Annotated in this window: 11 protein-coding genes; all 11 read right to left on the bottom strand. The window is 68.7% G+C overall.

All coding sequences use genetic code 11. The annotated features are described in order from the left end of the window. Nucleotides 1–3: 3 nt before the first annotated feature. Nucleotides 4–1,599, bottom strand: a complete 1,596-nt coding sequence (locus ABD912_RS09405) for an ABC transporter substrate-binding protein (RefSeq protein WP_345150284.1) — start codon at nucleotides 1,597–1,599, stop codon at nucleotides 4–6. A 264-nt stretch (nucleotides 1,600–1,863) separates the two neighbouring features. After that, the gene (locus ABD912_RS09400; protein WP_345150283.1) at nucleotides 1,864–2,859 is read right to left on the bottom strand and encodes an ABC transporter permease; all 996 of its coding nucleotides are present in this window, start codon (nucleotides 2,857–2,859) and stop codon (nucleotides 1,864–1,866) included. Nucleotides 2,860–2,869: 10 nt separating this feature from the next. Continuing rightward, on the bottom strand, nucleotides 2,870–3,865 hold the full coding sequence (locus tag ABD912_RS09395) for an ABC transporter permease (RefSeq protein WP_345150282.1): 996 nt from the start codon (nucleotides 3,863–3,865) through the stop codon (nucleotides 2,870–2,872). Continuing rightward, the gene (locus ABD912_RS09390; protein ID WP_345150281.1) at nucleotides 3,862–5,526 is read right to left on the bottom strand and encodes an ABC transporter ATP-binding protein; all 1,665 of its coding nucleotides are present in this window, start codon (nucleotides 5,524–5,526) and stop codon (nucleotides 3,862–3,864) included. The genes ABD912_RS09395 and ABD912_RS09390 overlap by 4 nt, the downstream gene beginning before the upstream one ends. 65 nt (nucleotides 5,527–5,591) lie before the next feature. Then, entirely contained in the window at nucleotides 5,592–7,397 is a 1,806-nt protein-coding gene (locus ABD912_RS09385) for an ABC transporter substrate-binding protein (protein ID WP_345150280.1), read from the bottom strand. 44 nt (nucleotides 7,398–7,441) lie between these two features. Beyond that, nucleotides 7,442–8,695: an acyl-CoA dehydrogenase family protein gene (locus ABD912_RS09380; protein WP_345150279.1), complete on the bottom strand. Its 1,254-nt coding sequence runs from the start codon at nucleotides 8,693–8,695 to the stop codon at nucleotides 7,442–7,444. A 57-nt stretch (nucleotides 8,696–8,752) separates the two neighbouring features. Then, nucleotides 8,753–9,148 (bottom strand): carboxymuconolactone decarboxylase family protein, encoded by a 396-nt coding sequence (locus ABD912_RS09375; protein ID WP_345150278.1) that lies wholly within the window; start codon nucleotides 9,146–9,148, stop codon nucleotides 8,753–8,755. After that, on the bottom strand, nucleotides 9,141–10,256 hold the full coding sequence (locus ABD912_RS09370) for an LLM class flavin-dependent oxidoreductase (protein WP_345150277.1): 1,116 nt from the start codon (nucleotides 10,254–10,256) through the stop codon (nucleotides 9,141–9,143). The genes ABD912_RS09375 and ABD912_RS09370 overlap by 8 nt, the downstream gene beginning before the upstream one ends. After that, nucleotides 10,253–11,266, bottom strand: coding sequence for an ATP-grasp domain-containing protein (locus tag ABD912_RS09365; RefSeq protein WP_345150276.1), 1,014 nt, complete (start codon nucleotides 11,264–11,266; stop codon nucleotides 10,253–10,255). Before ABD912_RS09365 ends, ABD912_RS09370 begins: the two co-directional genes overlap by 4 nt. Nucleotides 11,267–11,284: 18 nt before the next feature. After that, a complete protein-coding gene (locus ABD912_RS09360; protein WP_345150274.1) occupies nucleotides 11,285–12,340 on the bottom strand; it encodes an LLM class oxidoreductase in 1,056 nt (351 codons plus the stop codon). A 74-nt stretch (nucleotides 12,341–12,414) separates the two neighbouring features. Continuing rightward, a complete protein-coding gene (locus tag ABD912_RS09355; protein ID WP_345150273.1) occupies nucleotides 12,415–13,803 on the bottom strand; it encodes an O-acetylhomoserine aminocarboxypropyltransferase/cysteine synthase family protein in 1,389 nt (462 codons plus the stop codon). Nucleotides 13,804–14,156: the final 353 nt, after the last annotated feature.

Raw genomic sequence — 14,156 nt, 5'->3', positions numbered from 1 at the left:
GGACTAGTCCTCCAGCCAGACCTTGGTGAGGTCGTACCAGTTGGTGGCGGCGAAGGTGAAGCCGCGCACGTTCGGCCCGGCCGCGTAGTAGCGGGTCAGGTTGACGGCGGGAACGACGACGGCGGACTTGCGCAGCGTTTCCTCGGCCGCCTGCCACTTCTCGATGCGGGTGGATTCGTCGGAGTTGTACAGGGCAGCATCGATCCCGGAGACGATCTCCGGGAAGTCCGCCTTGTCCAGGCCCTTGCCCGTGAGGCCGTTGAAGCCCTGGGAGAGCCATTCGGCGTAGCTTCCGCCGTACTCGTCCAGCGTCAGGCCGTCGGTGGGCTCGGGGCTGTAGGCGCGCGCGATGTAGCTGGTCCGGTCCAGGCTCACGATGTCCACCGTGATGCCGACGTCCTTGAACTCGCTCTGCAGCCATTCCGCGGTGTTCTCGTTGGCGACGTCGACGACGATGGTGAAGGCCAGTTCGCCCTCGTCGTAGCCGGCCTCCTTGAGCAGGGCCTTGGCCTTCTCCGGGTCGTACTCGAAGTCGCGGACGTCCGGATCGTACGCCTCGTTGCCCGGGGGCTCGAAGGAGAAGAGGGGCTTGGCGTAGCCGTTGTAGAGCTCATCGGCCAGCTTCTGGCGATCCAGGCCGTGGATGACCGCCTGTCGGACGCGCTCGTCGGCGAAGGCCGGGTTGGTGAAGTTGTAGGACAGGTACAGCAGCGACGCCGCCGTGCCCTCGGGGACCTGGAAGCCCTGCCCTTCCAGGGTCTCCACGTCCTGGGGTTGGACGTAGCTGATCAGGTCCACCTCGTTGCTCAGCAGCGCGGCGACGCGGGTCTGGTTGTTGGGGATGATGCGGAACGTGAGGGTGTCCAGGTACGGCTTCTCGCCGTAGTAGTCCTCGTTGCGCTCGAGCACGATCCGGTCGCCGATGGTGCGGGAGACGAACTTGTACGGTCCGGTGCCCTCGGGACGGTCGGCGAAGGCGTCGTTGCCGTACTTCTCCCAGACGGCCGGGTTGCCGATGGCCAGCGTGGCCATGGACTGCGCCAGGATGCGCGGGAAGCCCAGGAAGGGCTTCTTGAAGGTGAACTCGTAGGTGAACTCGTCGACCACCCGTCCCTCCTCCAGCGTCCCGAACCAGTTGGCGAGCTTCGCCGCGCTCTGCTCGTCGTAGAACTCGTAGTCCTTGTCCGAGACCCGGCGGAGGTTCTTGTCGACGGCCTCGGCGTTGAACGGCGATCCGTCGTGGAAGGTCGCGTCGTCGCGGAGCTTGAACGTCCACGTCTTGGCGTCGTTGGACGGGCTCCATTCGGTGGCCAGGGCGGGCAGGAGCTTGGTCGGCCCCTTCGGGTCGGAGAGGTCCTCCTTCACCAGCGGCTCGAGGATGTTGGAGGAGACCCGGTACGTCTCCCAGTAGCCCTGCCGGTGCGGATCCAGGGCCAGCGGTTCCAGGTAGAGGCCGACGACGAGGTCGCCGCCGGCGACCGGCTCGCCGCCGCCGGCCGTCGCGGAAGTCTGGCTGCCCTGCGCGGCGCAGCCGGACAGCGCCAGCGCCGCCGCGACCAGGACCGTGCCTATCTTCAGCCATCTGTTTTTCACACGCATGAACTGCCCTTTCAAAGGAACGAGTGTCGATCGGGATGCCTCGACCGCTGACACTAGCCAGCCCGTGAAGGGCGGCCAATTGGCGGCTTCACCTGCGGAAACGCGGAGACAACTTCGACTTATGTGAAGGCCGCCGACGGGTTTTTCGACCCGGCGGAAGCCGCCCGCGTTCATCGGAAGTCACGGGGCGTCGCGCGGACAGACGCCGACGGGCACCCCGGCCGGTTCGGCCGGAGTGCCCGTCGGGCCTGGTGCTCCCCGCGCTCAGCCGGTGGCCCCGAACGGATCCCGCCAGTGGGTGATGATGTCGACGACGAAGTTGACGGCGACGAACACCGCGGCGGAGAGCAGCGCCACGCCCAGGACCACCGGGAAGTCCCCGCCGGTGGCGGCGCTGAGGGCCAGCCGGCCGACGCCGTCGAGCCCGAAGATCTGCTCGGTCACGATCGCCCCGCCCAGGATGGACGCGAACTCCAGCCCGCCGAGGGTGATGATCGGATTCAGCGCCGCGGAGAGTGAGTGGCTGAACAGGACCCGCCGCTCCGGCACGCCCTTGGCCCGGGCCGTGCGGATGTAGTCGGCGCCCAGGACCTCCAGCATGCTGGAGCGGACAATGCGCTGGAACGCTGCGACCTGGACGATCAGGAGGGTCGCCCACGGCAGCAACAGGTGCCGCGCCCATTCGGCCGGGTCCTCGCGCAGCGAAACGTAGCCGCCTCCGGGGAAGAAATCGAACCCGTTCATCGACAGGGTGTAGTAGAGGAAATAGAGCAGCAGGATGCCGCCCAGGAACGTGGGGATGGACAGGCCGATGAACGACGCCGTGGAGCTGAGGACGTCGAACGCCTTGCCCGGCTTCCAGGCCGCCAGGACACCGGCCACGATGGAGAACAGCAGCCACAGCACCAGGGCACCGACCGCCAGGGAGATGGTGACGGGGAACTTCTCGAGGATCAGCTCCGTCACCGGGCGGGATTCCTTGAACGAGTATCCGAGCGAGGGAGGCCAGTTCAGGAGGCCGGTTGGGGTGCCTTGGATGGGCGGGCCCTGGACCAGGTAGTACCAGAGCTGGACGTACCACGGCTGGTCCAGGTTGTATTGCCGGGCGACGGCATCCAGCGCTTCCTGGGTCGCGTTGCGCGGGGCCAGGGTCGCCGCGGGATTCCGGTAGGCGACCTGGGTCAGGAGAAAGGCGATGACGAAGACCGAAAACAGGGTCAGGAGGGAGCGCCCGGCCCGGGAGGCAATTGATGATTTCACCGCAATGGACCTATCTCTTCCGGTTGGGATCGAGGATGTTCTGCAGCCCCGAACTGAGCAGGTTGAACCCCAGCACCGTCAGAACCAGGGCGATTCCGGGGCCCAGCAGCATCCAGGGCTGGGACTGGTACAGGGCCGAGGCCTGGGCGTCGGAGATCATGTTGCCCCAGCTCGGGGTCGGGGGAACCACCCCGACGCCCAGGAAGGACAGGGTCGCTTCCCCCACGATGTTCAGCGGCAGTTGGACGCCCCAGTAGACCAGGGCGACCGGGATGACGTTGGGCAGGATGTCCCGCACGATGATCCGGGTCCGCGAGGCGCCGATGGAGACCGCGGCCTCGACGAAGGGCCGGTTTCTCAAGGCGATGACCTGCCCGCGGACGATCCGGGCGAAAAACGTCCAGGAGAAGAGGGTGATGACCAGGATGACCACCAGGATCGGATTGACGATGTTCTGCCCGTCGTCCCCGCGGTTGAGCGCCACCAGGCAGAGCGCGGTCACCAGGAACGGGAAGGACAGGGTGATGTCGATGATCTGCGAGACCACCGCATCGGTCCTGCCTCCGAAGAATCCGGCGATGAGCCCCAGCGTGGTGCCGGCCAGCAGGGCCAGGGTGGTTGCGGGCACGCCCACCAAAAGGGAGACCTGGGTGCCGTAGAGCGTCCTGATGAACACGTCCCGCCCGCTGCCGTCGGCGCCGAGGAGGAACCCGGAACCCGGTCCGACCGGAACGCCCACTGCGTTCAGGCCGGCTTCCCGGTACTGGTCCGTGGGCCCGTGGCCGGTCCACGCCGCGAACACCGGCGCCAGGAGTCCCGCAACCACCACGGCGGCAACGATCGCCAGGCCGGCGAGCGTGAGCCTGTCCCGGACGATGGCCCGGAACAGCCGTTGTGCGGAGCCGGAGCCGGTGCGCCGCGGCCTGCGGCGGAGCGGGTCCTCCCCGCTGCCGGCCGCCTTCGCCGGGTCCGCGGGAATCGTTGCGTCAACGGTTGCCGCGCTCATGCGGACACCACTTCCTGCGCGGCCTCCGGCACGCCGGCCGCCGGCTCGAACCGGACCAGGGACCGGCGTCGTCCCGGAACCGATGCCAGGAGTTCCTGGGTGTACGGATGCTGCGGGTTGGTGAAGACCTCCGAGGTGATCCCGCCTTCGACGAGCCGGCCGTCGCTGATGACCTCGACGCGGTCGCAGAGGTCGGCGACAACGCCCAGGTCATGGGAAATGAAGAGGAACGAGATGCCGGACTCGCGCCGCAGGTCGCGGATCAGGTCAACGATCTGGACCTGGGTGGTGATGTCGAGGGCGGAGACGGGCTCGTCGGCCACCACCAGGGCAGGGTCAAGCGCGATGGCCCGGGCGATGGCCACGCGCTGCCGCTGGCCCCCGGAGAGCTCCGCGGGGAACCGTGAGGCGAAGCTTTCATCCAGGCCCACCTTGTCCAGCAGGTCGGCGACCCGGAGGTGGATTTCGCCTTCGGTGCCCCGGCGGTGCAGGACCAGCGGCTCGGCGAGCACCGCACCGATCCGCCGGCGCGGGTTCAGGCTGCCGAACGGATCCTGGAAGACGACCTGCACCTGGCGCCGCAGCGCCGGAGGCAGGTGCAGCCCGCCCTTGCCGGGGGCGTTGTACTCCTCCCCGCCGATCGCCACCGAGCCTTCATCCACCCGCAGCAGACCGGCCACCAGGCGGCCCAAGGTCGATTTTCCGGACCCGGATTCGCCGACCAGTCCCACGATCTCGCCGCGCCGGATGCTGAGGGTGACGTCGTCCAGGACCTTTCGGGTGGACTTCCTGCCGGCCCGTCGCGTGGCGAATCCCTTGTGGACGCCACGGACGCGCAGCAGTTCGGGGGAGCCGGCGGCAACGGGGGCCGCATCCTTGCTGACGCGGTGGCTGGCGGCGCCCAGCAGTTCCACCGTGTAGGGATGCTGCGGGTTGCCGTAGATCTGGTCCGCCGTGCCGGACTCGACGACGCGTCCGGACTTCATCACGACGACGTCGTCCGCGATGTCCGCCACGACGCCCAGGTCGTGGCTGACGAGGATGATCGCCGTGTTGTGGTTCTCCTGCAACTTCTTGAGCAGGTCCAGGATGGATGCCTGGACCGTGGCGTCCAGCGCCGTCGTCGGCTCGTCGGCGATGAGCACCGCCGGGTTCAGGGCGATGGCCGAGGCGATCATCACCCGCTGGCGCATTCCGCCGGAGAACTGGCTGGGGTAGTCGTCCACGCGCTGTTCGGCGTCCTTGATGCCTACTTCGGTCAGCAGTTCGACGACCCGTTCCCGCAGTTGCTTGCGGGGCAGGCGCCGGTGGGAACGGATCGCCTCGCCGACCTGTTCGCCCACCCGCTTGAGGGGGTGGAGGCTGGTCAGCGGTTCCTGGAAGACGAAGCCGATGTCCCGGCCGCGGATCTTCCGCAGTTCCTGGCGGCCCAGCCCCACCAGGTCGCGCCCCTGGAACAGGGCCTTTCCGGTGATGCCGGCGTTGTGGCCGAGCAGGCCGGTCGCCGCCAGCAGGGAGACGCTTTTCCCCGACCCCGATTCGCCCACGATGGCCAGGGTCCGGCCGGGCCGGACGGCGAACGAGATGCCCGAGGTGACCTGCTTCCGGGCCTTCTCGGTCGCGAAGGAGACGCTCAGGTCCTCGACCTCAAATACGTTCATGGGGTGTCCTCTTGTCCGTGGGGAGGGGGTGCGGGGCCGCCGAGCGGCCCCGCACCCCCGTTTCCCTAGTGCTTGACGGCGATGCCGGTCGGATCCGGTCCGGTGGCGAGGTTGGACCACTGGTAGTAGGTCACGTCCTCGCTGAGGATGAAGATGGCGTTGCGTTCGTACACGGGCACCCAGGCCAGATCGGTGGAGGCGACCTGGTCGGCCTGGGTCCAGATCGGTCCCGGGGTGTCGGAGGCGAAGGCTTCCGAGGCCAGCTTGTTCAGTTCCGGGTTGTCGTAGCAGATGCCGTAGACGTTGCCGGGGCCGCAGGGCGAGACGTCGGAATTCAGCCATCCGCCGAGGATCATGCGAGTGCTGTCGCCCTGCCAGTCGGGGGCGTAGACGAGGTTCGCGATGATGTCGTACTTTTCCGGCTCGTTCTGCAGCAGGCCGTGGAACTCGGATTCGTTGACCGGGACCAGGTTCAGGGTGATGTTGGCCTTGGCCAGGTCCTCCTGGAGCGAGGTCGCCTCCTTGGTGGACGCCTCGTTGCTGCGGTAGGCCGTGTTGAGGGTGATGCCGTCCGGGTAGCCGGCCTCGGCCAGCAGCTGCTTGGCCTTCTCCGGGTCGCCCTTGCTGCCCTCGGTCGCGTAGGGATCGAACTTCTCGTAGCCGAGGATGGTGCTGGTGATGATCTGCCCGGTCGGGGAACCGGCGATTTCGCCGCCGCGGTTCTGCACCAGGTTCGCCTTGTTGGCCGCGTAGGCGATGGCCTGGCGCACCTTGAGCTCGCGGATGGCCTTCTGGCCCTCCGTGGTGGCGTTGGGCTGCAGGTTGAAGCCGATCGCGCTCTCCGACCCCGACGCGGCGGAGACGATGTACGGGCTGTTCTTGGTGACGTACTGCTGGATGGCCGTGATCGGGGGAACGCCTTCCTGGAGCGAGAAGTGCGCGTCCCCGGTCTGGACCTTCTGCACCGCGGTGGCCGCGGAGTCGGAGGTCGTGTCGATCACGATTTCGTCCGCGTAGTTCTTGCGGGGGTCGCTGGCCTGGTTGTAGTCGGCGTCCTTGGTCAGGACCAGCTTCTGGTCGGGGGTGTACTCCGTGACGGCGTAGGCGCCGCTGGAGACGTAGTGTTGCCGGTAGTCCAAGGAGTCTCCGGTGTATTGGGAGACGACCTCGGCCGGCTGGGGCGAGACGAAGCCCATGGAGAGGATGCCCAGGAAGTCGTAGGCCTTGCCGGTCAGCGTGAACTGCAGGGTCTTGCTGTCCAGGGCCTTGACCCCTTCGATCTCGTTCTCCTGCTGGAACTTGTAGGAGGCGGCCGGATCGCCGGGCTTGACCTCCTTGCGGAACTTCTCGGAGAACTCCTCGAAGCCCTTGATCGCGCTATTGAAGTAGTTGATCGCGGCGACCTGCTTGTTGGGGTCCGGGAACCGCTTGATCTGGTAGACGAAGTCCTCGGCGGTGATTTCGCGGTCCGCGGCGCCGGTGAAGTGTATGTCGTCCTTCAGCGTGAACGTGTAGACCAGCCCGTCGTCGCTGACGGTCCACTTCTCCGCCAGGTCCCCGACGAGTTGGGTATCGGACTTGATGTCCGTGGGGCTCCCCGCGTAGGTGACGAGCTGGCGCTGGGTGGCGCGCATGACGCCCCAGTCGTCCACTGCATAGGCGATCAGCGGATCCAGCGCGGAGAAGTCGCCGACCTTGGCGATCTTCAGCGTTCCTCCCGCTACGGCGTTGGCGGGGTCGGCCAGGTTCACGGCGCTGGTGCCGGCGGCCGCAGTGGTGTTGCCGGCGCCGCAGCCGGTGACGAGGAGTCCGGCGACGGCCAGGACGGCGGCCAGTGCCAGCTTCCCCGTGGGGCGTTTCGTGGTGGACATTCTCTTGCTTCTCCTGAGGTGACGGGGTGGGTTGAACCTTGGGGCTAAAGACCTTGGCCCGGGGCGGAAGGTGCGTTCTGGTTGCGGGCGGCGAAATCCCGCAGCGGACTGGTGCCGTTGACCAGGTAGTCGCCGACGACCCGTTCGCGGTAGACGCGGGGGTTGTGGGAGGCCAGGGTGCGCGCGTTGCGCCAGTGCCGGTCCAGCAGCGTGCGTCCGCTGACGCCGGAGGAGCCGAGCGCGTCGAAGAGCCGGGTGGCGGCCTCGAGCACCAGGTCGATCGCGACGATCTGCGCCTGGGTGACCTCGATGTCGGCCGCGATGGTCAGGGCCTTTTCGGCCTCGCCGTCCCCGAGCAGGTGCGCCTCGTGGATGGCGTCGAAGGCCTCGCCGGCCTTCACGACCACCGTCTCCGCGCCGTAGGCCAGCGCCGAGATCCGGCCGACCACCTGCAGCAACTGGATGTCGTGGCGGGCCTCCTCGGCGTTGCCGTGGGCGTAGGTGCGCTTCCGTTCGGTGATCAGCCGTGCGACGTCGCGCTTGATCGCGCGGCCGATCCCGGCCAGCGCGGTGAGCAGGGCCTGCTGGTAGAAGAGGTTCTGGTAGCCGAAGCGGTCCTCGTACCGGTAGACGAACTCGGCGGGGATGAACACGTTGGCGTAGTCGGCGCTGCCGCTGCTGGTTCCGCGCTGGCCGAAGCCGTCCCAGTCGTCGGTCAGCGTGACCCCTTCCGCGTCGCGGCGCACCAGGACGACGACGGCGGTTCCGTCGGGGTCCTGCGCCAGCACGTCGAGCCAGTCGGAGAACAGGGACCCGGTGGCGTAGAACTTGGCGCCGTTGAGCCGCCACCCGTCGCCGTCGGGGGTGATCTTCGTCTGGATGTTCGCGAACGAACCGTTGTTGGCCTCGGTCCATCCGCCGCCGATGAAGGCCCCGTCCACGAAGCGGCGCAGCCAGGCGTCGCGGTGGTCGCCGGCGGGCACGTTGAGCTGGTCTTCCACGAAGGCCAGGTGGTTGCGCAGGACCTGCGGGACGTTGGAATCCGCTTCGCCCAGTTCAACCAACAGCTTCCACACCTGGGCCAGGCTGGCTCCGGAACCGCCGAATTCACGCGGCACGCGCAGCGCGGTGAAGCCGGCCTCGACGAGCCACCTCACCGGTTCGTAGGGCAGTTCGCGGTGGCGTTCGCGCTCGAGGGCGCCCTCGGCGATGCGGTCGAACACCGGGCGGAAGCGGGCGGCCAGCGTCTCATAGTCCACGGCCCCGTCGGCCGTCGGGTTCGTCAGTGTCTCAGTCATGCTCTCTGGTCCTTTGCGTAGTCTGGGAGCCAAGCCGGGTCCGGCGGACACGGCGGGTTAGTGCTGGTGGCCGTCGCCGGCGAACTTGAACGCCAGGCGGCCGTGGGCGAAGGTGCCGCCGGCGGCGATGGCCGTGGCCACCCAGGCGGCTTCCGCCAGTTCCTGTTCGGTGGCCCCGGCGGCGACGGCCTTCTTGCTGTGGCCGTCGATGCAGTAGACGCACTTGCTGAAGGCGCCGACGGCGAGGGCGATCAGCTCACGGGTCTTCAGGTCCAGGGCCAGGCCCTCCTCGGCGAAGACCGCCTGGTTGAAGTCCTGGAACGCCTTGAGGACGTCCGGCGTCGCCGTCGCGTACGACTTCCCGTAGCGTGCGTCGCTGGGGTCCAGGTAGCCGGGCCGGGACGCCGCGCGGGAGTCCTGGAGCGTGGTTTCAGACAGCGCGGTTTCAGACATGGGAGGGTTTCCTTCCGGAGGTGGTGGCGTGCTGCGTGGTGGCGTGTGCGGGGGTGGCGTCCTGTGCGGGCCGCAGGTGCTCCAGCAGGGGGAAGACGTCGCGGGCGAAGCGCTTCATCTCCTCCAGTTGGGGAGAGAACTGCAGGAGGAGGACGTCGACGCCGATCCGCTCGAACTCCAGGATCCGCTGGGCGACCTGGTCCGGCGTTCCGACCAGGTTGGGGCGCAGCCCCCGGTTGGTGACGGAGTAGTCCCGCAGGCCGACCCGCGTATCCAGCTCCGATTTGCCCACGAACTCCAGGTAGGAGTCGTAGGCCGGGCCGCTGCGCACATCGGTGATGCGGTCCAGCTCGGCCAGCGCCTCCTCCTCCGTGTCGCGGACGATCACGTAGGCCGCCATGCCGAACGATTCAAGGGGCGGCCGGTCCGCGGCGAGCCGGCGTTCGCGCATGTCCGCGATCTTGGCGGAGAGTTCCTCTGGGGTTCCGCCGTGCATCAGGTACGCGTCGGCGAAGCGGCTGATGGCGGCCCGGCCGGCCTCGCTTTCGCCGCCCGCGTAGAAGCGCGGCAGCACCTGCGGCTTGGGCTCCAGGTACGTGCCCTCCAGCTGGTAGAACCGGCCGGAGTAGCTGAAGGGGGTCTGGCGCCACAGGCCGTCCACCACCTCCACCCACTCCTCGGTCCGGTCGTAGCGTTCGTCGTGGGCCGAGAAGATGCCGCCATACTGCCGCGCCTCGGCCTCCCACCACGCGGACACGACGTTCAGGCTGAACCTGCCGCCGCTGATGTCGTCGATGGTGGCCGCGGCCTTGGCCGCCTGGGCCGGATGGTGGAACCCGGGGCGGACCGCCGCCATGATCTCCAGCCGGGACGTGACGGCGGCGATCGCCGCGGACAGCTCCCAGGCGTCCAGTACGGGGCCGCGGAACCCCCGCACGTCGTTCAGGTTGACCTCGGGAACCAGCGTCAGGTCGAAGCCCAGCTCCTCGGCGGCCTGCACGATCTCCTTGACGTGGCTGAACGTGGCGGGGGTCCGCTCCGTTTCCATGTCCACGTTCCGGAGCCAGCCGCCGCTGGTCGGTGTCCAGAAACCGATCCGCAGGCTCACCGGGCGCCGCCCTGGACCGCCACCAGGCTGGGGCGCGCGGCCTCGGCCAGCTGCGCCCCGAGGAAGCGGGCGATTTCCGCGGGACCGGAGCGCGGGGCCACCGCCTCGACGTCGGGGTTGTAGTTGGTGTTCGTGTTGATGTCGTAGGTGACCAGGCGGCCGTCGCTGGTTTCGATGAATTCCACGCCGGCGACCTCGATGCCGTGCGCGGCCAGGAATTCCTCGTACTGTCGAATCACGGGAAGCCGGTCGGCGTCCTGGCGCAGCGAGAATTTCGGCCCGGCGGCCTCGGGCACCACGCAGGCATCGGCCGGGCAGAGCTCGAAGCTGCCGGAGGAGGTGTCCACCTTCACGGCGTAGACGAACCGGCCGCCCACGAACTCGGCGCGGGTGATGAACGGCTCCGCGGCCTGGAGGAACTCCTGCAGCAGCGTGATGCCGTCCGCGGGCTCCTCGAAGCCGTCGGAGGCGACGTACGCGTCGAACTCCGCGTAGGAGTCGAACCTGCGCACGCCCAGCCCCTTGCCGCCCTGGTTGTGCTTGGTGATGAAGGGCAGCGCGAAGGTGCGGGCCTCCTCGGCCAGCGTGTCCTTGCCGAACACCGCAACGGTGCGGGGCACGTCGAAGCCGGCGGCGGCGAGGGCCGTCTGCTGGGCCACCTTGCTGACCTCCAGTTCCAGGACGGAGGACCCGTTGACCACGCGGCGGCCGTGGGCCTGCAGCCACGCCAGGACGGCGCGGGTGTATTCCTTCGACGCGCCGTGGCCCCTGGTGTGCGCGGAGGCGCTCATGCGGGACCAGAAGACCCCTGGAGGGGGCGCATCGGTGAGGTTGATGGAGCCGGTGGTGAGCAGCCACTCGACCGCCGGGACCCCTTCGGCCGCAAAGGCGGCCGCCAGGGGCGGGAACCACTCGGGATTCTCATGGATGACATAGACGGACGGAACCGTAGCGGGGGAGTGGCTGGCCACAGTGGGGTTTCCCTTCTGCTTCGTGGTGCGGGTTTTCACGGCAAGTTCGGTGGGTGGCTAGAGGGCCGCTTGCGGCACGGGGGCGGGGAACGCGGAGCGGGCCCCGGCCAGCAGGTCCGCCGGTTCCGGCAGCCCCAGCCGCCGGCGCAGCGGCCCGCCGGCCCCGGACGGTTCCACGGTTCCGACGTCGGCCAGGTGGGGGAGGACCTCCGTCAGGACCCGCCGCAGTTCACCGGCGGCCCCGCCGACGCGCAGCAGGACGCCGGCGACGCCCGCCGTGCCGGCCACCGCCTCGATGCGGCGCCGCGTGGTCGCGCCGTCGTCCCCGGGGCCCACCACGATCTCCACGAAGAGCAGGGTGGTGGCGACCCCGCCGTCGTCGTCCGGGGAGAGGGACGCTGCCAGCGCCGCCACCGCGGATTCGACCGCCTCCCGTTCGGCGGTCCCCAGCACGACGACGTCGGCCGCGCCGCGGGCGGGAGCCACCTGCCCGGCGCCTTCCGCGAACCAGGCAAGCACCGGCGAGCCGTGGGGCGTCGAGGGCACGTTGAGGGGACCGGCGACGTCGAACACACCATGGTGGTCGATGTGGACGGCCCGGTCCGCGTGGGCGAAGATCCCGGTGTCCCGGTCGGCGACGATCGAGTCGTACGGCCAGCTGTGCCAGAGCTTGCGGATGGCGAGCGCCGCGTCCCTCGTGGTGCCCGGCCCCAGCGGGACTCCCGGGGTCAGGCCGGCCCCGCCCCAGGCTTCCTCGCCGGACGGCGCGTACGCGTCCCTGGCACCCAGCAGGAGGCCGGTGCGGCCGGCGGACAGGTGGGCCGCCGATGCCAGGCGGCGGGCCAGGTTGTAGGGGTGGTCCCGGTGCGGGGCCGCGGCGATGAGCAGCGGGGTATCGGCGCGTTGGGCCAGCACCGTTGCGGCGACGCTGGGATCCAGCGTTTGCGCGTCCTGTCCGTCGCGGCCGGCGATCCGCTCGAATCCGGCGACGGCGAAGGCCAGGCCCAGGCCGTCGAGTTCGGCCGCGGCGTGCGGCGCTCCCGTCAGCTCGACGAGGTGGCTGCCGTCCAGGCCAAGGGCCAGGAGCGGTTTCCGGGAAATGGGTGCGTTCATGTCCGGTCCTTTCCGGGGAGGTTCAGGGGCTGCAAAAGCGTGGTGCAAGAAAACCGTGGTCAAAAAAGCCCTGGTCAGTGGTGGCCCGCAGCGGACACCGCGGCCAAGCCGTTTTCGAGGTCCCGGAGCAGGTCCTCAAGGGATTCGAGCCCCACGGACAGGCGGATGAGCCCGTCGTGGATCCCCAGCCGGGCCTTGTCCTCCGGGGAGAAGGACAGGTGCGTGGTGGTGGCCGGGTTCAGGACGAGGGAGCGGACGTCACCGATGTTGGTCATTCGCGAGAAGACCTGGAGCCGGTCGATGAACGTCTTCGCCCCGGCCTGTCCGCCCTTGACCGTGAAGGCGAAAACGGAACCCGGCCGGCCGCCGTAGTGCCGCTGCGCGACGTCGTGGTAGGGGCTGTCCTCCAGGCCCGCGTAGTCGACGCTGGCGACCTGGGGCTGCCCGGCCAGCCAGTGCGCGATGGCGTGGGAGCTGGAAAGGTGGCGGTCCATGCGAAGCGACAGCGTTTCCAGGCCCTGCTGCAGCAGGAACCCGTTGAAGGGGGACAGCGCCGGGCCGAAGTCGTTGACCGCTGTCAGCCGCAGGTAGTGCTCGAACGCGTGGTCGTTCCCGTGCCGTTCCAGGAAGGAGGGGACGCCCGGAGCCTGGCGGTCCGTCAGCAGCGGATAGCGCCGCGGCGAGTTCGCCCAGTCGAACGTGCCGCCGTCGACGATGGCGCCGGAGATGACTGAGCCGTGGCCGCTGAGGAACTTCGTCGAGGAGTGGACCACGATGTCCGCACCCTGCTCGAGGGGCCGGGTGAGGTACGGGGTGGCCACCGTGTTGTCGATGACCAGGGGGATGCCGTGGCGGCGTGCGACCCGGGACACCAGCTCGACGTCGACGACGTCGTTCTTGGGGTTGGGGATGCTCTCGGTGAAGATGGCCTTGGTGTTCGGATGGATGTTCGCTTCCCATTCCGCTTCGTCCCGGTAGTCCCAGACGTAGTCGACGCCGACCTCGAGGCGCTTGAGGGCCCGGTTGAACAGGATGCGTGTTCCGCTGTAGATGCTTGCCGTGGAGACGAACCGGTCGCCCGACTCCAGCAGGGCCAGGAGCGCGGAGCTGATGGCGGCCTGGCCCGAGCCGACCACGACGGCTCCGGCTCCTCCCTCCAAGGAGGCGATCCGCCGTTCCGCCACGGCGTTGGTCGGATTCAGGTGGCGCGAGTAGAGCTGCCCCGGTTCGGTCCCGGCAAAACGCGCGTGGGACTGGTCGAACGAATCGAAGCGGAAGCCGTTGCTCAGGTACAGCGGGGTGACCCGTGCCCCGAATGTCTCCTCCTCGAACTCGCCGGCGTGGATCTGGCGCGTGTCAAAGCCGTAGCCGTCCCAGTCGTAGTTGGGTTTCCACACCTGGCCGGAGTTGGGCCCATCGACGACGTCGGACTCCAACACAACGGAGTCAATCTCATGCGGCATCCTGGACTTCCTTTACACGTGGATGGCGGACCTGCCTCGTAAGAGGGCTTGTCAGAAGCGTATGGAGGCTTTGCATCAAAGGCCTCGAAGCATGTCGGCCCCCGCAAAAGGGGGCCAAATATCGTCACCGGGGGTTACACGGTGTTTTATGCGAGCGCCGAAAGCGGCGATTGTTGCGCCTTGTATGACGGGATTCGCCCGTAAGGAGAAATGCGACGGTGCCGCCTACGCGCCTTGTCAGGGCCGGAGCGTGCGGCGGTGCAGGGGCTTCCGTCCCGGCGGGGACGCAGGACCGGCGGGTGCGCCCTCCAACCCGGCCGGCGGTTCAGCCGGAAACGCCGCAGGCCGTGCCG

Origin of the sequence: Arthrobacter ginkgonis, assembly GCF_039540195.1 — a bacterium.
Classification (GTDB): domain Bacteria; phylum Actinomycetota; class Actinomycetes; order Actinomycetales; family Micrococcaceae; genus Zafaria; species Zafaria ginkgonis.
The sequence above is the reverse complement of the archived record's forward strand: the minus strand, read 5'-3'. Positions and strand labels throughout refer to the sequence as shown.